Below are 17,454 nucleotides of genomic sequence, written 5' to 3'. Positions count from 1 at the left end.
GGGAGATCTTGGAAGGAAATGGCTCCTATGGGGACTGCTCCTATGGGGACCTGAATCTTCCAAGATCTGGTCCGTGGGCGGGTTGGCGGCGTGGGGTGCGTGGGAATTGCGAGGGCGGATGCCTTCTGCAAGATCGCGTTCTGTGTCATCCTCCCTACGGCGAGCCACGGGGCCGGGCCGCTCGCCGCCGGTGGCCGAGGAGGGTCGGTGGCTGAGGACGACATCGCGCGGACCGGAATCCGGGTCGGGGGTTGGCTGCCCACGCCGGACGAATCGGCAGACGCGCCGGCGCGGCCCACCGGTCCACGCCGCCTGCCCGGGAACACCGACCCCGGCGTGTCCCGGCCGGTGACGCCCCCGGACGCCGAACGCTCACCTTCCGGCGCGGACGATCCGGTGCCGCCGGTCGACCTGGATCCGCCCGGTACCGCTGTGTGGCCGCCTCCGCGCGCCGGCGGACCGCCGGCTCCCGACCTTCCGGCCGCCGGCCCGCTCCCGGCCGACACGCCCGCCCCGGGCGCGCTTGCCCCGGGCCCGCTTGCCCCGGGCCCGCTTGCCCCGGGCCCGCTTGCCCCGGCCCCGCTTGCTTCGGGTCCGCTTGCTTCGGGCGCGCTCGCTTCGGGCTCGCTCGCTCCGGGTCCGCTCGCTTCGGGTCCGCTCAGCCCGGGTGCGCCTGCTCCGGGTCCGCCCGGCTCCGGCACGCCCGCTCCGGGTTCGCTCGGCCCGAGGCCACTCGTCTCCGGGGCGGCTGCGTCGGCCGGCCCCGAGTCCCGTCCGAACCCGCCCGGCGGCCGGGTTCCGCTGGTCGGGCCGCCGCCGAACGGACTGCACCTGTCCGCTCCGTCGCCGGTCCGGCCCGCTTCCGATCCGGCCGAACCCGGCCCGCCGCAGGTGGCGGAAACGGGAGCGAGACCGGGCCGGCACTCCGCCCGGGAGAGCATCCCGGCGCGCCTCGCCGATATGACCAGCGGGATCGGCCACCTGACCAGCGGGATCGGCGACCTGGCCGGCCGGATCGGCGATCTGGCGGGCGGGATCGGCGTCCGGCTGCGCGACGCGGCGCGAACCAGGCTGCCACTCGGCCCGACCTGGCCCCCGGCCGATGCCCCGGCCACCCGGGTCGCTGTGGCCCGGGCCCGTCGTCGGCGCCGGCGCGCCGTGCTGGCGGCGGTGACCGTGACCGGGCTGGTGGCGGCGCTGGCGTACGCGGGCCGGTCACCCGCGCCACCGTCGAACCGGGAGACGTCGCCCGTGGCGGCGCCGAGCGATCAGGCGCCCGGCGACCAGGCGCCCGATCAGGCGCCGGCCGACCCGGTGTCACCCGGCGGGCCGCTGCTCGACGTGGACCTGGCGCCGCTGCCGGGGGCGTTGTCGCTCACCGCGCTCGGTACGCGGGACTGGCGGCACTGGGGCGGTACCGGCGCGGACAGCTTCCATCGCAAGGCGGGCGGCACCGGCGAGATCCAGGATCCGGGTGGCGAGCGGCTGGAGCACAACGCGGGCGCCTGTGATCTCCAGTGGACCGACGGTACGCCGACAGCGCGCCAGGAGGGCACCCGGGCGGGTGTCTTCCAGCGCGGCGCCGGGAAGAGCTTCACGCTCGGGGTGGCCGGGAGCGGGGACCTGCGCACGGTCCGGCTGTTCGTCGGCACGTTCTCGGCCGGCGCGCGGCTCGACCTGACGCTGTCCAGCGGCGGCGATCCCGTCGTCCGTGAGGTCGCCCTCGCTGCGGGCGACCGCTTCTACCAGTACGTCATCCGCTTCCGGGCGGCCCCGGGGGAGCGGCTGCTGATCAAATGGCAGGCCCTGACGGTCACCGGCGCGCAGAACGACGGGGTGGCGCTGCAGGCGGTCACGGTAAGCTGAGCGGCCGGTCCGGCGAGCGGCCGCCAGGTAACGAACTGGAAACGCCCGTCACTCGACATATGGCGCAAAGAGCCGTCCGGTGACACCGTGAAGCCCGTCGCGCACCAGTCGTATCCGGCGGTGTCGTGACCGAAGTGGAGGGTGTGGTGGGCCAGGAGGACCGTCCGCGTACCGGCCCCGGCTCGCATCGGCACGGCCTTCCGCGTACCCGCTCCGCGCTGCGGCGGCTGCGCCGCCGACGACGGCTGATGCTGGAAGGGCTGGCCGCGTTCCTCTGCCTGGCGGCACTGGCGCTCTACCTCGGCGTCGAGCGGCACGACGCGCCACGCGAGGAGCACGCCCGGCTGCCGGCCGCGCCGCCCGGCCGGGTCGGGCTGCCGAACGAGGCCGACGACACGGTGGCCAATCCGGGACTGCGTCCCCGGCAGCGGCCACCGTCGCCGAGCCCGACGCCGTCCACGCCGTCGCCGTCGCCGACGGGCGCGCTCCCGCCGACAGTCACCGTGACCCGCGCCGAGGTGCCCGCCACCGTCGACCTCACCGCCGTGGGCACCACCGACTGGGTCCACTGGGGGCTCACCGGCGCCGACCGGACGGTCCGCAAGCGGGGCGGCTCCGGCGAGATCCGCGACGAGGGCGGCCGGGGGCGGCGGCAGAGCTTCAGCAACAACCCCGAGGCGTACGCCTGGCGCGACGGCAACCCGGTCGCGTCGGCGAGCGGCACCATGTCCGGCGTGTACGCCTGCCACCGGGGCAGCGGGTTCAACCTGGCGGTGGCCGCCGACGGGCAGCAGCGCACGGTGCGTCTGTACGCCGGGCTCTGGATGGCCCGTGGCCGCCTCGACGTGCGTGTCTCCACCGGCGGACCGGTGACCACGCTCCGGATGGAAGACCCGCACACCGCGCTCACCACCGAGTTCACGATCAAGTTCCGCGCCCAGCGTGGCGCGCGGCTGCTGCTGAACTGGACGGTGGAGGAGTCGCTCGGCGACTGCGGCAACGTCAGCCTCCAGGCGGTGGCGCTGCGCTGAGCGGGGACAGTTTGTCCGTCGCGTACCCGGCACGGCGTCGTAGGTTTCCGTTGTTCCCGTCCGACCATCCCCTGTGGAGGCACGACCGATGACCGGCCCTGCTCCCGTCGTCCCCGCCCGCCCCCGCGCCGACGGTGACGTGCTGCGCGAGATCCCGATGCCGCCGTACGTGACGGTCGAGGACGTCCAGTTCGCGGTGCGCGCGGTGGTGGTGCACGCGCCGCGGACGTGGTCGGGCGGGACCATCTGCCGCAACGACGCCAGCCCCCACCCGTGCCGGCTGCACCGGTGGGGTCGCCGGGTGCTCACCCTGCGCGGGCTCCCACCGGCCGAGATCGACGCGCTCGTCGAGCGGGGTGACCCCGCCGCCGGCCCGCAGCCGCGCCGCCCCGGCGCCTAGCACCTGGGCGGTACGGCGCCGGTCAGCAGAGCGCCGGCTTGACCCAGGAGCACTCCCGTCCCTCCGGTACGCGCGGTGACTCCGGCGCGGCCGGCACGGTACGCCGGGCGGTGGCCGTCTCCCTCTCGGTGTACGCGGCCAGGGCGATCGCGATCTGATCCTCCAGCCCCTTCACCGACGAGGTCAGGTAGTTGTTCAGCACGATCGAGAACGCCAGCAGCCGGCCGTCCGCACTCGTGACGTAGCCGGAGAGCGCTGACGCGCCGGTCAGGCTGCCGGTCTTGGCGTGCACGTTGTTCGCGGCGGCGGTGCCGCTCATCCGGCTGCGCAGCGTCCCGCCGACGAGCCGGTTCGGGTTGCCGGCCACCGGCAGCGCGGCGTACCAGGTGTCGAACCACGGTTCGGCGCGGACCGCCGAGAGCAGCGTGACGAACTGTCCCGGCGGGACGAGGTTGCGCCGGGACAGGCCGGAGCCGTCACGTTGGCGCAGCGTGCCGGTGTCCACCCCGGTGTCGCCCACGTACCCGCTGATCGCGGAGAGCCCGGCGGCCCAGGTGCCGGAGCCGGAGAGCTGCCGGCCGAGTTCCTTGGTGAGCACTTCGGCGTGGCCGTTGTTGGAGAGCTTGAGGAACGGCACCATGAGGTCGGTCAGCGGCATCGAGTCGTGCCGGGCCAGCGGCTTGGCCGTGTCCGGGGTGGCGGCGCCGAGCACGGTCCGCCCGAGCACCCGTACGCCGTGACGGCGCAGCGCGGACCGGAACACGTCGGCCGCGTACCCGGTCGGTTCCCAGACCGTCACCCAGTCGCTCTCGGTGGCCTGGCCGAGCGCGATCTGGCCGGTGACCACCACTGTGTTGCCGCCGTGCTCGCGTTCGAACGAGATGGTGGTCTCGCCCTCGGTCACCGTCTCGGCCCGGTTCTCGATGCGCAGCCAGCCGTTGTCCGGAGTCATGGTGATCTTCGGTCGGGCGCCCGCCCGCGTTCCCGGCGCGGCGTGGACGATCACCGTGCCGGCGTCGTAGTCGGTGTCCGGGGCCACGGTGAGCGCGGACACCTGGGCGGCGTAGTAGTAGGGCTCGTCGTCCCAGGTCCAGTCCGGGCCGAGCCGGTCGCGGTCGTACCGGGTGTCGTCGGCGACCAGGTTGCCCGCGACGACCCGTACGCCGGTCGCGGCGACCTGCGCGGCGAGCCGGTCGTAGTCGGCGGCGAGGATGGTGGGGTCGCCTCCGCCGCGCAGGTAGAGGTCGCCGGAGAGCATGCCGGCGTGGCGCGGCCCGTCGGCGCTCACGTCGGTGGTGAACCGGTGGCCCGGTCCGAGCAGTTCCATCGCCGCCGCGGAGGTGAACAGCTTGGTGTTGGAGGCCGGGATGAGCCGTCGCGTCCCGTTGCGGTCGTACAGCGTGCGGCCGGTGGTGGTGTCGACGACGACCACGCCCGCCTGCGCGCCGTCGAGCCGGCTGTCGGCGAGGACGGCGTCGATGGTGGCGTGCAGCCGGGTCTGCGCGGGGGTGGGCGCTTCGGCAGTGGCGGTGGTGGCACCGGCGGTGGCCGCGGTGGCGACCAGCACCAGCACCGCGAGCGCCCGGGGGAATAGGCGACGATGCATGTGCCGATGCTGCCATGGAGATTTCCTGCGGGAAAGACTCCGGTGTGAAAGGTTATCGCCAGGAGACGTGGCGCGCACCGCGCCGTCTCTGCCCCCAGCCTAGGGATTCGCCGGGCCGAGGGAGGGAAAAGACCTGTACGTGGGCCTTGTCGCCCGCGCGAATCCCGACATCCAGCCATGAGGAGTTCAGCGATGCTGACCATGACCGACAACGCCGTCCTGGTGATCCGTGACCTCGCCGCCCAGCAGGACGTGGCCGACGCCGGTGGGCTGCGCATCGCCGCCGACACCGAGGCCGGTTCGCTCTCCATCGAACTGGTGCCGGAGCCGGTGCGGGGCGACCAGGTGGTGGACACCGAGGGGGCGCGCATCTTCCTCGACTCCGACGCCGCCGAACTACTGAACGACACCTCGGTGGACGCGGTCGTCGACGACGAGGGCGTGGTGCAGTTCGGGTTCACCGAGAAGGAGTGAGTCAGCCGGCGCGGCGGGACTCCCCGCCGCGCGGCGAGCGGCCGGTACGTCCCCGTTCCGGGACGTCCGGGTCGGCCCACCACGCCCGGCCGCGCTGGTCCCGTTCCGGTCGGATCAGTGCGGCCAGCACCTGCGCCAGGTGGTGCGAGGTGCTCCACGCGATCCAGTTGGCCGGGGAACCTGCGCCCGCGCCGCGCCGGGCCCGCCGGACGATCTCGTGGTCGCCCCAGGAGAAGCCGGCCCCGGCTGCCGGCCAGTGCGCGGCGGCGGTCATCGTGCGGCACAGGTCGGCGAAGCGCTCGTCGCCCCGCCCGCCGCGCCGCGACCAGCGGTAGACCCACCACGCGTCGTCGGTTGCCCAGCGCAGCGTGGGAACCCGGTCGACCGGCTCGTCCGCGCCGCGTACCGCGCAGCTCACGCCGTAGTCGCCGTACCCGAGGTCCAGGTCGGCCAGGCGCTGCCAGAGCGACCAGTCGTACCGGTCCAGCCGGACCGGCTCGTCCACCGGAAGCCGGGACAGGGCCGGCGGCATCCCGCCGGCCGCCACCGTCACCGAGCGCCAGGCGTGCCGCCGGGCCCATTCCGCCGCGCGCCGCACCCGTGGCTCGGCCAGCCGGACGTCCGCGGTGCAGCACACGTCCTCCGCGTCGAGCAGCAGGTCGCACTGCTCCGGCATCAGGCCGGTCAGCCGCCACACCCGCTCCGCGGCGGCCGTCGCGGCGTCCGGCCCGCTTCGGTCCGGGCCGGTGCGCAACCGGACGACCGCGTGGTGCGCCCAGGCCCGTGCCGCCGCGCCGTGCGCGGCCAGCCGCCGGTCGCTGTCCGTCAGGCCGATGACCGGCGCCAGCGGTACGCCCCACCGGACCGGATCGTGTTCCGGGGTGTCCGGAAGCGCCGACACGTCGACGGCGGGCAGCAGCCCGTCCGGCAACCGAGCCAGCGAGTCCTTGATGGACGGTGCGTCCGCCGCGACGTCGAGAACCGGTGCGAGCAGCGGGGTGGAGGCTCCGTCGAGATGGGACAGCGCCTCCAGCTCACCGCGCCGCGCGGCCAGCACCGGGCGGTAGACCGGGCCTCGGGGCGACTGCACCATACTTAAATGTAGCCAGCCGATCGCTCTGCGTCACGTAGTGAACGTTTTCGCAGGTCAGAGCCGTTCCCTGTCAATGATCGGACACTTCTCCGGCTGGTTGCCGGGCGGTGCGCCGACATAGCGTCGGAATCATCGAGGGTGACCGCCGACGATCGCCCGAACGCGCACGAACGCCTCCGGCCGGCGTACCGGCGGGAGAGAGGATCACCATGCCCAGCCGCAGAGGTAGGAGGGAAACCACCGGCCAGCCGATCCCGAGCATGCGGGAGGCCGCACGCGCCGACACCGAGATCAACTCGTGTTCGCCGGTCGGGCTGCCGGCCACCGCACGGATGCTGTTCGCCGTGGTCGACGCCGACGGAAAACTCGTCCGCGGCCTCGGCGCCACCTCGGCCACCCGGCTCGCCGCCGGGATGTACCAGGTCGCGTTCGACCAGGACGTGGCCGGAGCGGCGTACGTCGGATCGGTGGGCCCCGCGACGGCGAACGGGCTGGTCCCGCAGGGTGTCATCACCGTGGCGCCGCGCTCGGGTATCGCGAACGCCGTGTTCGTCGAGACGCACGGCACGAGCGGGCACGTGGACCGTCCGTTCCACCTGGCCGTGCTGGCCTGACCGGACGCGCAGACGAGCGCACGGCGCCGCACGACCTCCGGTCGTAACGTCGCCGCGCTCCGGCCGTCTCCCACCGCCGCAGCCGTACAGGCGGTACGCCAGCGGGGACTTGGCTCGACCGGCCCGTCCCGCACCGGTCTTGTCGGCAGCACATGCCCCTTCTCCGGGGATCCAAACCGGATCGGCGTGGGGAATTCCACCATCTGCGACTCCCGGCGTGGCGGGCGCGTGATCGGGGTATGAGCGGGCCATGGAGCATTTCACTATCGCGACAGTCGCCGAGAAGAGTCCCGACTTCCGCCGCGTGCTCTGGACCGGGGAGCGCACCCAGCTGGTCATCATGACCATTCCGCCGGGCGGCGAGATCGGCGAGGAGGTCCACGAGGGCATCGACCAGATCCTCACGTTCGTCAGCGGCACCGGCGAGGCCCGGGTGGCCGGCGAGAAGAAGGAGGTCGTCTCCGGCGACCTCGTGGTCGTCCCGGCCGGCACGAAGCACAACTTCGTCAACACCGGGCCGAACCCGCTGGTGCTCTACACCGTCTACGGCCCGCCGGAGCACGCCGACGGCGCGGTGCACAAGACGAAGGAGGAGGCGGACGCCGCCGAGGAGGCCGGCGAGGACGAGCCGCCGACGTCCTGACGCCCGGTGCGCACGTGTTAAGCGGGGGCCCCTGCTCTACCGGAGACGTTAAGAAGGGGCCCCTCCTTGCACCAGGCCGGGGTATTTCAGGCCGGCGCCGGTGTTCAGCACCACCACGCGCTCGCCGGGACGGATCCAGCCACCGGCCCGCAGGTGCCGGGCGGCGGTCAGGCAGGCCGCGCCCTCCGGGCAGAGCAGCAGCCCCTCGCGGGCGGCGAAGTCGCGCAGGTCGGTGAGGATCTCCGCGTCGTCCACGGCGATCGCGGTGCCGGCGCTCTCCCGCAGCGCGGACAGGATCAGCTCGTCGCCGAGCGGGGCGGGCACGGTGATGCCGAACGCGACGGTGCGCGCGTCCTCCCACGGGGTGACGCGGTCCTCGCCGGACGCGAACGCCCGCACGATCGGCGCGCATCCGGTGGACTGCACCGCTACCAGCCGGGGCAGCCGGTCCTCGACCCAGCCCAGCTCGCGCAGCTCGTGCAGCGCCTTGTGGATGCCGATCAGCCCGACGCCCCCGCCGGTCGGGTAGACGATCACGTCGGGCACCTGCCAGCCGAGCTGCTCGACGATCTCGTACCCCATGGTCTTCTTGCCTTCGAGGCGGTACGGCTCGCGCAGCGTGCCCGCGTCGAAGATCCGCCCGTCCGACCCGGCGATCAGCTCGGCGATGTCCCGGCCGGCGTCGTTGATCAGGCCGTCGATCAGCCGCAGATCCGCGCCGGCGGCGAGGCACTCCTCCCGGCAGATGGTCGGCGCGGCCAACGGCATGGCGATCGTCGCGCCCATCCCGGCCCGCGCCGCGTACGTGGCCCAGGCCGCCCCGGCGTTGCCGTTCGTCGGCATCGCGATGTGCTCCACGCCCAGCTCCCGGGCTCGGCTCACACCCACCGACGCGCCCCGCGCCTTGAACGACCCGGTCGGGGTCAGCCCCTCGTCCTTGACGAGCAGATCCGCGATGCCGATCTCGTGGCCGTACGCGGGCGCGCGCCACATCGGCGTCCAGCCCTCGCCGAGCGTGGTGACGCACCGGGGATCGGCCACCGGCAGCAGCTCCCGGTAGCGCCACAGGTCGGCCGGGCGCAGCCCGAACTGCTCCGGGGCCACGGTGGCGGCCACCTCGGCGAGGTCGTAGCGGGCCAGCAGCGGCGAGCCGCAGCCGCACAGGTTCTGCAACACGTCGGCCGGATGGTCACGACCGCAGCGCGGGCACTCCAGGTGCGTCAGGTGCACGGTGGTCCTCAGCTCGCGTCGATGCTCAGCCAGTGCCGGCTGCGCCGGCCCGGCTCGTACGGGGAGTCGAGGCGTTTCGCCACCACTCCCGGGAGCCCCTGCTCACGGGCGGCCCGCAGGGCGTCCGCACCGACTCCCGGGAACCACGGCGGAGTCTGCCAGTGCGGACCGGCGAGCGCCAGACCGTCGAGCAGGTCACGGCGTTGCGCGTACGGCACCTCCAGGCTCGGCACGCCCTCCAGCCAGAGCAGGTCGACGGCGAGGAACTGCCCGTCGCGCCGGGTCGGCGGCCGGACCCGCCCGGCCGGGTCGATCCGGACCAGCACGCCGTCCAGCACCGCCTCGGCCGGGGCCAGCGCCTCGGCCATCGCCCGCAGCCAGGGGTACGACCCGGTGACCTCGTCGCCGTCGCCGTCGAGCAGCCGCAGCCGGCCGCCCGAGACGTACGCCATCGCGCGCACGCCCGCCCAGCGCAGCTCGTACCCCCAGGCGGCGGCGTCGCGCGGCAGCCGCCCACCCTCGGCGGGCCGCATCGGGCGGACCAGGTCGGGCATCGGCGTCCAGCCCTCCGGCGCCGGGTCGGTGCGCCTGATCATCCAGTCCCGGCCCCGCCCGCCGGTGGCGAACAGCACGTACCGCCCCTTCGTGCGCTCGCCGTCGAGCACCACGATCACCTCGTCGTCGCGCCACTTCTCGGCCCGGTAGGTGCCGGTGTCGTGCACTGTCATCCGGCCGCCGCCGTACTCCCCGGCGGGAATCTCCCCGTGGAACGTCAGGTACTCCATCGGGTGGTCCTCGGTGTGCACGGCGAGGTGGTTGTGGCCCGGGTCGCGGGGCAGGCCGCGCGGCACCGCCCAGGAGGCGAGCACGCCGTCGTGCTCCAGCCGCAGGTCCCAGTGCAGGCTCCGGGCGTGGTGCTGCTGGATGACGAAGCGGGGCGCGCGCCGCGCGGACCGCTTCCGGCCGGGCGCCCGCTCGGGCACCGGTTCCGGGGTACGCGCGGCGTCCCGTTTGCGCCGGTACTCGTCCAGCCGGTCCGCCATCCCCGCATCCTCCCCCAGACGCGCCGTGCGCGCCGGGATGCCGGTGTGTGTGCGGCGAACCGGGGTAGAACGGGGGACATGGACAGCGACCAGCCCACCCTTCCGCTCGCCGGTGACGTCCGGATCCCGCTGCTCGGCTTCGGCACGTGGCAGGCCACCGGCGAGGCCGGGTTCCAGGCCGTGCTCGCCGCGCTGGACGCCGGCTACCGGCACATCGACACGGCCACCATGTACGGCAACGAGAAGGAGGTCGGGCGGGCGGTCAAGGAGAGTGGGCTGCGCCGCGAGGACGTCTTCATCACCACCAAGCTGCCGCCGGACCGGGTGGGCCGGGAGCGGGAGACCATCGAGGCGAGCCTGGCCGCCCTGGACACCGATTACGTGGACCTGTGGCTGGTGCACTGGCCGCCGTCCGCGCCCGGCGACAGCATCCCGGTGTGGCGGGAGATGCTCGCCGCGCGGGACGAGAACATGGCGCGCACGGTCGGGGTGAGCAACTACTCGATCGGGCAGATCGACGAGCTGATCCAGGCCACCGAGGAGACCCCGGCGGTCAACCAGATCCGCTGGAGCCCCTCGCTGTACGAGCGGCACACGCACGCCGCCCACCGGGACCGGGGCGTGGCGCTGGAGGGGTACAGCCCGTTCAAGACCAGCGACCTGTCCGACCCGGTGCTGGTCCGCATCGCCCAGGCGCACGACGTGTCGCCGGCCCAGGTGGTGCTGCGCTGGCACATCGACCACGAGATCGTGGTCATCCCGAAGTCGGTCACGCCGGAGCGGATCCGGGCCAACGTCGACGTGTTCGGGTTCTCGCTCACCGCCGAGGAGATGCGCGACATCGACGCGCTCGCCGGCTGAGGCGTACCCGGGGGGAGGGGGCGCGGTCCGCGACGGACCGCGCCCCCTCCCGTGTGTGGTGGTCAGCCCCGGGCGCAGGTGGAGCCGTTGAGCGTGAAGCTGCTCGGTGCCGAGTAGCTGCCGTTGAGCGTCGCCTGGTAGCCGAAGGTGGTCGACGCGCCGGGCGACAGGGTGCCGTTGTAGCCGGCGTCGCGGGCGGTCACCGCGGAGCCGCTCTGGCTGACGGTGGCGTTCCACGCGTTGGTGACGGTCTGCCCGGAGGGCAGGTTGTAGTTGAGCGTCCAGCCGTTGATCGTGCCGGAGCCGGTGTTCTTGACCGTCACCTCGGCGGTGAAGCCGTTGTTCCACACGTTCGCCGCCTTGTAGGTGACGGTGCAGGACGCGCCGCCCGAGGGCGGGGGCGTGGTCGGCGCCGACGTGGTCGGCGGCGGGTTGGAGCCGCCGGTGTTGACGTTCTGCGAGAACGAGTTGACCGCCAGCCCGACGCCGCCCTGCCACGGCTCGAAGCCGGCCTGGATGCTGGTCAGGTACCAGTCGTTCGTGATCGCGCCCCGGTTACGGGTGTCGTTGATGAACGCCAGCGCGTCGAAGCTGAAGCTGGGGATGGCCGACGGCGCCACGTACGAGATGACGTTGTTGGAGCCGTTGCTGCCGCGCCAGACCTCCCAGGTCCGGCCCGCGATGCTGGCGTTGCCGACCACCGAGCCGATGGGCTGGATCGAGCCCTGCCGGTTGAGCCAGATCATGATCTCCATCTGGTTGACGCCGTCCCGCTTGGGTGACGGGTCGAGCCAGATGTCGTACGCGGCGTCGTAGATCGCGCCGCTGACGTAGTTGTAGCTGATGCTGGCCGGCGCGCTGCTGATGTTCTTCACCTGCACCGGCAGGTTCGTGCCGGGCGAGCAGTTGGTGTAGTGGCAGCCCACGAAGATCGAGGGGTAGGAGACCGGCGCCCCGTTTGTCGGCGCGGAGCCGTCCGCGCGGGTGATCGAGAAGCCGGTGGAGGTGACGCTGATGCACTGCTGGGCGCTGGTGCCCCAGCGGTTGTTCTGCACCACGTACTTGCCGCCGATGGTGGTCGAGCCGTACTGCTCGCAGATCTGCGTGTCGGCGGAGGCGGTGCCGCCGAGCGCGACGGCGACGATGGTGCCGGCGGCCAGCAGGCCGGCTGCGGCGAGAGCCCTGAGTGGACGCTTCATGATGCTCCTTGGCTCGGCGCGGGGACGGCGCCGGTTCGGTCGGTGTTACGGACGGGAGCGCTCCCACGATGCAGGGAATACATTTACATGTCTCGAATCATTGCGCAAATGCGCCGGGCTCGTTAACGCTCCGCGTACGGCCGGTGGTGCGACCTAGTGCCGCGGCCGACCCCTTCCCCCAGATGGAGGCGGGATTCCTGCCGGTGGGACGGGGTGTGCCGCCGACCGGCGGTCCGTGCCAGGGCGAGCGGGCACTTCCGCCGAATGGTTGCGGCGAGTAATGTCTTGCCTCCAACGCGTGCCGTTCCCCTCCGGAGGCGTAACCCACCATGGGTGGTTCCCCCCTGCGCGTCCTCGTCGTCGGCGCGGGCATCGCCGGACTCGCCGTCGCCCGGGCGCTTCGCCTGGCGGGATTCCGGCCCGACGTCACCGAGCGGCTGCCACCCGCGGAGTCGACAGACACCGGCCTCTACCTGCCGGGCAACGCGGCCCGGGCGATGCGCCGGCTCGACCTCGACGGCCCGCTGCGCCCGCTCGGCCAGGTGATCCACCGGCAGCGCTTCCTCGACGCCGCCGGTGCGCCGCTGTGCGAGGTCGACCTCGACGCGCTCTGGACCGGAGTGGGGGAATGCCGGGCGCTGCCCCGGGCCGAGCTGCACCGGGTGCTGCTCACCGGCGCCGGCGGCGCGGTCCGGCACGGCGCCGAGGTCAGCACCGTCGACCCGCTGCCCGGCGGCGTGGCGGTCGGCTTCACCGACGGCACCAGCGCGGAGTACGACCTGGTCGTCGGCGCGGACGGCCCACGCTCGGCGGTACGCACGCTCGCCGCGCTCGGCGGGCCGCCCCGCCCCGCCGGTCACGTGGTCTACCGGGCCCTCGTGCGCGGCGGCCCGCGGATCGCCGACTGGACCGCCCTGCTCGGCCAGCGGGCCGGGTTCCTGGTGGTGCCGCTCGGCGCCGGGCGGCTCTACTGCTACGCCGACGAGGCCGGCACCGACCTGCCCGCCGACCCGCTCGCCCGGCTGCGCGAGCTGTTCGGCTCCTACGGCGGCCCCGTCCCGGAGGTGCTGGACGCGCTGGAGACGGTGTGCGTCGAGCGCACCGAGGAAGTCGAGCTGGGGCGGTGGTTCCACGGCCGGGTGCTGCTCGTCGGTGACGCCGCTCACGCCACCGCGCCGACGCTCTCCCAGGGCGCGGCCATGGCGCTGGAGGACGCCGTCGTGCTCGCCGAGTCGCTGCGCGCCGCCGGCAGCGTCGACGCCGCGCTGCTGGCGTACGAGAGTCGCCGCCGCCCGCGTACCCGCTGGGTGCGGGACCGGACCCGGGACCGCAACCGCACCCGCGACGTGCCGCCGGCGCTGCGCGACCCGTTGCTGCGCGGACGCGGCGGACGGATCTTCCGGGAGCACTACCGGCTCCTTACCGGCCCGCTCTAGGCGGCCGGAGATCGTAGCCGCCCACCCCACGCGGCGGGGCCACCTACCGGGGACTATCCTCCTTGCGGATGACGGCTGCGCCGATGACCAGCGCGCCGAGCGGGACAACCAGAACCGGAGGCCACTCGTGACCACCGTCGCACCCAAGCCGGTCGTGACCCGGCCCTGGCCGGTCCGGGAGCCGGTCAAGGGGTCGGCCCTCGCGCGGCTGTTGCGCACCACGGACGCGAAGCAGATCGGGATCATGTACATGGTCACCGCGTTCGTGTTCTTCATGATCGGTGGCCTGATGGCCCTGATCATGCGTGCCGAACTGGCGCGGCCGGGCCTGCAGTTCCTGTCGCCCGAGCAGTACAACCAGCTCTTCACGATGCACGGCACGATCATGCTGCTGTTCTTCGCGACGCCGATCGTGTTCGCCTTCGCGAACTACGTGGTGCCGCTGCAGATCGGCGCGCCGGACGTGTCGTTCCCGCGGCTCAACGCCTTCGCGTACTGGCTCTACCTGTTCGGCGGCACGCTCGCCACGGCGGGCTTCATCGCCCCGGGCGGCGCGGCCGACTTCGGCTGGACCGCGTACACGCCGCTGAGCACCGCCGACCACGCCCCGGGCGTCGGCGCGAACATGTGGGTCGTCGGCCTGGCCATCTCCGGTCTGGGCACGATCCTCGGCGCGGTCAACCTGATCACCACGATCCTGACCCTGCGCGCGCCCGGCATGACCATGTTCCGGATGCCGATCTTCACCTGGAACATGCTGGTCACCAGCCTGCTGGCGATCCTGGTCTTCCCGCTGCTGGCCGCCGCGCTGTTCGCGCTCGCCGCGGACCGCCTGATGGGCGCCCACGTGTACGACCCGGCGACCGGCGGGCCGATGCTGTGGCAGCACCTGTTCTGGTTCTTCGGTCACCCCGAGGTGTACATCATCGCGCTGCCGTTCTTCGGCATCATCAGCGAGATCATCCCGGTGTTCTCCCGGAAGCCGATCTTCGGCTACAAGGGCCTGGTGGCCGCCACCATCGCCATCGCCGCGCTGTCGATGAGCGTCTGGGCGCACCACATGTTCGCCACCGGCCAGGTGCTGCTGCCGTTCTTCAGCTTCCTGAGCTACCTGATCGCGGTGCCCACCGGTATGAAGTTCTTCAACTGGATCGGCACCATGTGGCGGGGCCAGATCACCTTCGAGACGCCGATGCTGTTCTCGATCGGCTTCCTGGTGACCTTCCTCTTCGGTGGTCTCACCGGTGTGCTGCTGGCCAGCCCGCCGCTCGACTTCCACCTGCACGACTCGTACTTCGTGGTGGCGCACTTCCACTACGTGCTCTTCGGCACCATCGTGTTTGCCGTCTTCGCCGGCATCTACTTCTGGTTCCCGAAGATGTTCGGCCGGATGCTGGACGAGCGCCTCGGTAAGATCCACTTCTGGCTCACCATGATCGGCTTCCACACCACGTTCCTGGTGCAGCACTGGCTGGGCAACGAGGGCATGCCGCGCCGGTACGCCGACTACCAGGCCATCGACGGCTTCACCACGCTGAACACGATCTCCACGATCGGCGCGTTCATCACCGGTATCTCGACGCTGCCGTTCATCTGGAACTGCTGGAAGTCGTACAAGACCGGCCCGGTCGTCGAGGTCGACGACCCGTGGGGCTACGGCAACTCGCTCGAGTGGGCCACCAGCTCCCCGCCGCCGCTGCGCAACTTCGACCGCATGCCGCGCATCCGCTCCGAGCGGCCGGCCTTCGACGCGAAGTTCCCCGAGCTGGCCGCCGGGCAGAGCCTGGCCGGACCGCCCGAGGGTGGTGCCAAGCCGCTGACCAGCGAGGTCAACGGTGGCGCCAGCTACCAGGAGGACACCGCAGGCAACCTCGACCAGCGCTGAGTTTCGCGCCGTCACGTCGAGCCGGGCGCCGCACTCCCCAACGGGGGTGCGGCGCCCGCCCTTTTCCGCCCTTTCCCGTCCCCGCCCGCCTGCCCCGCGGCACCAGTTCGGGGAAGTGGCGGTGTCCAGGGCGCGTGGATCCAGCCACTTCCCCGTACTGGCCTCGCCCTCCGCCTCGCGGGAGGACACGAACTCCTGATCCCGCCGGCCGAGGGGATTAGCGGGAGGCTAGGGCCAGGTCGGGGTCCGGGATCGGGGTGCGGCGGTGGCGCAGCTCGATCGGGAGCACCACCAGCGCCACCAGCGCCCCGATCGCGCCGGTGACCGCGAAGCCCCACGCGGGCGCGGAGGCGTCGATCACCGCGCCGGCCAGCGGCGCGCCGAGCGCGATGCCCACCGTCACGGCGGAGCCGTGCAGCCCCATCGCCACACCGCGTACGGAGGGCGGGGCCAGCCGGCTGACCGCGTCGGAGGTGGACGCGAGGGTGGGCGCGCAGAGCGCACCGGCCGGGATCAGCGCGAGACAGAGCAGCCACCAGTGCGATCCGCCCAGCCCGACCGGGATGGTGGCGAGGCTCAGCACCGCCACCAGCGCCAGCGGGGAGAACGAGCGGCGTACCGCGCCGTACGCGAAGCCGCCCACCAGCGAGGCGACCGCCCAGGCGGCGAGCACGACGCCGGTCCAGCCGACCTCGCCGCCGGAGCGGAGCACGGCGACCACTGCGACGTCGGTGCCGCCGAGCACGAGGGTGGCGGCGAGGCTGACCGCCAGCACGGCGAGCAGGCGCGGGGTGAGCCACTCGCGGCGGTGCACCGGGCGCTGCGGCCCGGTCTGCTCGTCGGCGGCCCGCACCGGCGGGTTGAGCAGCCAGAAGCAGATGCCGGAGCCGACGATCCCGGCGCCGACCGCCCACAGCGTCAGGCGCGGCGTGACGGCGGTGGCCAGGGCGACGGCGAGCGCCGGGCCGACCATGAACGACAACTCCATCGCCATCGAGTCCAGCGCGTACGCGGGGCGGCGTTTCTCGGCCGGCACGAGCGCGGCGATCGACTGGCGGATCATCGAGAAGATCGGCAGCGCGAGCAGCCCGGCGAGGAACGCGGCCGGCAGCAGCACCGGGTACGGCAGTGTGGGCGCGGCGGACCAGAACAGCGCCTCGGCGACGGTGGTGAGCACCAGCACCGGCCGCAGTCCCCGGCGGTCGATGAGCCGCCCGAGCAGCGGGGCGCCGACCGCCGCGCCGATGGTCGACGCGGCGCCGACCAGGCCGGCGGCGCCGTAGCCGCGGCCCAGGTCGAGCACCACGTAGAAGGTGAGCGTCACCCCGGTGGCGGTGAGCGGCACGCGGGCCAGCACCGACACCAGCAGCAACGATCGGACACCGGGTAGGGCGAGCGCCTCCCGGTAAGGCTTCAGGTTCACGACGGTCCGTACCTCCGGCGTCATCCTGGGGCCGGGGTACGACACCCGCAAGCGATTACCGGGTCAAGCGGTGGCGATCACAGGCTCGCCCACCATTGTCACCCCGGCGCCGTCGAGGGCCCGCAGCGCCACGTCGAGCGTGTCCGGCGCGACGGCGGCGGTCAGGTCGAGCAGCACAGTGGTCCGGAAACCCTCCCGGGCGGCGTCCAGCGCGGTCGCGCGCACGCAGTGGTCGGTGGCGATGCCGACCACGTCGACCCGGTCCACGTCGTGCCGGCGCAGCCAGTCGGCCAGGCACTCGCCGTCGGGCGCATGGCCTTCGAAACCGGAGTACGCGGCCGCGTGCTCGCCCTTGTGGAAGATCGCCTCCACCCGGTCGGTCGCCAGCTCGGGGTGGAACTCGGAGCCGGAGGTGCCGACCACGCAGTGCCGGGGCCAGGAGTCGACGTAGTCCGGCGGGTCGCCGAAGTGCGCGCCCGGGTCGATGTGGTAGTCCTTCGTCGCGACCACGTGGTCCCACCGGTCCGGCTCGGCGGCGAGCAGCCGGGAGATCCCGGCGGCCACTCCCGCCCCGCCGCCGACCGCGAGGGAGCCGCCCTCGCAGAAGTCGTTCTGCACGTCCACGATGATCAGGGCGTTCGCCATCGGGT

The 17,454-nt window shown here is 73.1% G+C and carries 16 protein-coding genes; 9 read left to right on the top strand and 7 right to left on the bottom strand.

Features of this window, described 5'->3' with window-relative positions; all coding sequences use genetic code 11:
* The first annotated feature begins 960 nt into the window (after window positions 1-960).
* From HA073_RS30430 to HA073_RS02735, 3 genes are all read left to right on the top strand, one after another.
* A complete protein-coding gene (locus HA073_RS30430; protein WP_223201221.1) occupies window positions 961-1,866 on the top strand; it encodes a hypothetical protein in 906 nt (301 codons plus the stop codon).
* 125 nt (window positions 1,867-1,991) lie between these two features.
* Window positions 1,992-2,897, top strand: a complete 906-nt coding sequence (locus tag HA073_RS02740; protein WP_309227979.1) for a hypothetical protein — start codon at window positions 1,992-1,994, stop codon at window positions 2,895-2,897.
* 88 nt (window positions 2,898-2,985) lie between these two features.
* Window positions 2,986-3,297 (top strand): hypothetical protein, encoded by a 312-nt coding sequence (locus HA073_RS02735; RefSeq protein WP_043326231.1) that lies wholly within the window; start codon window positions 2,986-2,988, stop codon window positions 3,295-3,297.
* A gap of 22 nt (window positions 3,298-3,319) precedes the next feature.
* Here the strand turns inward: HA073_RS02735 and dacB are convergent, their stop codons facing one another.
* Window positions 3,320-4,903: a D-alanyl-D-alanine carboxypeptidase/D-alanyl-D-alanine-endopeptidase gene (gene dacB / locus HA073_RS02730; protein WP_043326229.1), complete on the bottom strand. Its 1,584-nt coding sequence runs from the start codon at window positions 4,901-4,903 to the stop codon at window positions 3,320-3,322.
* A 192-nt stretch (window positions 4,904-5,095) separates the two neighbouring features.
* Here dacB and HA073_RS02725 point away from each other — a divergent pair, with 192 nt between their 5' ends.
* The gene (locus HA073_RS02725; RefSeq protein WP_030501863.1) at window positions 5,096-5,377 is read left to right on the top strand and encodes an iron-sulfur cluster biosynthesis family protein; all 282 of its coding nucleotides are present in this window, start codon (window positions 5,096-5,098) and stop codon (window positions 5,375-5,377) included.
* A 1-nt stretch (window position 5,378) separates the two neighbouring features.
* Here the strand turns inward: HA073_RS02725 and HA073_RS02720 are convergent, their stop codons facing one another.
* Window positions 5,379-6,470: a hypothetical protein gene (locus tag HA073_RS02720; protein ID WP_205795779.1), complete on the bottom strand. Its 1,092-nt coding sequence runs from the start codon at window positions 6,468-6,470 to the stop codon at window positions 5,379-5,381.
* A 260-nt stretch (window positions 6,471-6,730) separates the two neighbouring features.
* Here HA073_RS02720 and HA073_RS02715 point away from each other — a divergent pair, with 260 nt between their 5' ends.
* Both HA073_RS02715 and HA073_RS02710 read left to right on the top strand, forming a co-directional pair.
* Window positions 6,731-7,084, top strand: coding sequence for a hypothetical protein (locus tag HA073_RS02715; protein ID WP_233514570.1), 354 nt, complete (start codon window positions 6,731-6,733; stop codon window positions 7,082-7,084).
* A 250-nt stretch (window positions 7,085-7,334) separates the two neighbouring features.
* A complete protein-coding gene (locus tag HA073_RS02710) occupies window positions 7,335-7,727 on the top strand; it encodes a cupin domain-containing protein (protein ID WP_113971905.1) in 393 nt (130 codons plus the stop codon).
* Between the two features lie 48 nt (window positions 7,728-7,775).
* Here the strand turns inward: HA073_RS02710 and HA073_RS02705 are convergent, their stop codons facing one another.
* Window positions 7,776-8,957, bottom strand: coding sequence for a threonine synthase (locus HA073_RS02705; RefSeq protein WP_166455611.1), 1,182 nt, complete (start codon window positions 8,955-8,957; stop codon window positions 7,776-7,778).
* Between the two features lie 8 nt (window positions 8,958-8,965).
* Window positions 8,966-10,000, bottom strand: a complete 1,035-nt coding sequence (locus tag HA073_RS02700; RefSeq protein WP_166455610.1) for a DNA polymerase ligase N-terminal domain-containing protein — start codon at window positions 9,998-10,000, stop codon at window positions 8,966-8,968.
* A 78-nt stretch (window positions 10,001-10,078) separates the two neighbouring features.
* Here HA073_RS02700 and HA073_RS02695 point away from each other — a divergent pair, with 78 nt between their 5' ends.
* On the top strand, window positions 10,079-10,861 hold the full coding sequence (locus HA073_RS02695) for an aldo/keto reductase (protein ID WP_043326222.1): 783 nt from the start codon (window positions 10,079-10,081) through the stop codon (window positions 10,859-10,861).
* Window positions 10,862-10,923: 62 nt separating this feature from the next.
* Here HA073_RS02695 and HA073_RS02690 read toward each other — a convergent pair whose 3' ends face one another.
* Window positions 10,924-12,060 (bottom strand): cellulose binding domain-containing protein, encoded by a 1,137-nt coding sequence (locus HA073_RS02690; RefSeq protein WP_166455609.1) that lies wholly within the window; start codon window positions 12,058-12,060, stop codon window positions 10,924-10,926.
* A 329-nt stretch (window positions 12,061-12,389) separates the two neighbouring features.
* Here HA073_RS02690 and HA073_RS02685 point away from each other — a divergent pair, with 329 nt between their 5' ends.
* Window positions 12,390-13,496: an FAD-dependent monooxygenase gene (locus tag HA073_RS02685; RefSeq protein ID WP_043326218.1), complete on the top strand. Its 1,107-nt coding sequence runs from the start codon at window positions 12,390-12,392 to the stop codon at window positions 13,494-13,496.
* 127 nt (window positions 13,497-13,623) lie between these two features.
* Window positions 13,624-15,381, top strand: a complete 1,758-nt coding sequence (ctaD, locus tag HA073_RS02680) for a cytochrome c oxidase subunit I (RefSeq protein WP_043326216.1) — start codon at window positions 13,624-13,626, stop codon at window positions 15,379-15,381.
* Window positions 15,382-15,598: 217 nt separating this feature from the next.
* On the opposite strand, the gene HA073_RS02675 is transcribed toward ctaD, so the two are convergent.
* Window positions 15,599-16,828, bottom strand: coding sequence for an MFS transporter (locus HA073_RS02675; RefSeq protein ID WP_069087529.1), 1,230 nt, complete (start codon window positions 16,826-16,828; stop codon window positions 15,599-15,601).
* A 39-nt stretch (window positions 16,829-16,867) separates the two neighbouring features.
* Window positions 16,868-17,449: an isochorismatase family protein gene (locus tag HA073_RS02670; protein WP_043326212.1), complete on the bottom strand. Its 582-nt coding sequence runs from the start codon at window positions 17,447-17,449 to the stop codon at window positions 16,868-16,870.
* Between the last annotated feature and the right edge of the window lie 5 nt (window positions 17,450-17,454).

Source organism: Micromonospora sp. CMU55-4 (genome assembly GCF_011602315.1).
In the GTDB taxonomy this organism is placed as follows: Bacteria; Actinomycetota; Actinomycetes; order Mycobacteriales; family Micromonosporaceae; genus Micromonospora; species Micromonospora chalcea.
Note: the sequence above shows the minus strand (reverse complement) of the source record. Positions and strands in the feature narration are given on the sequence as shown.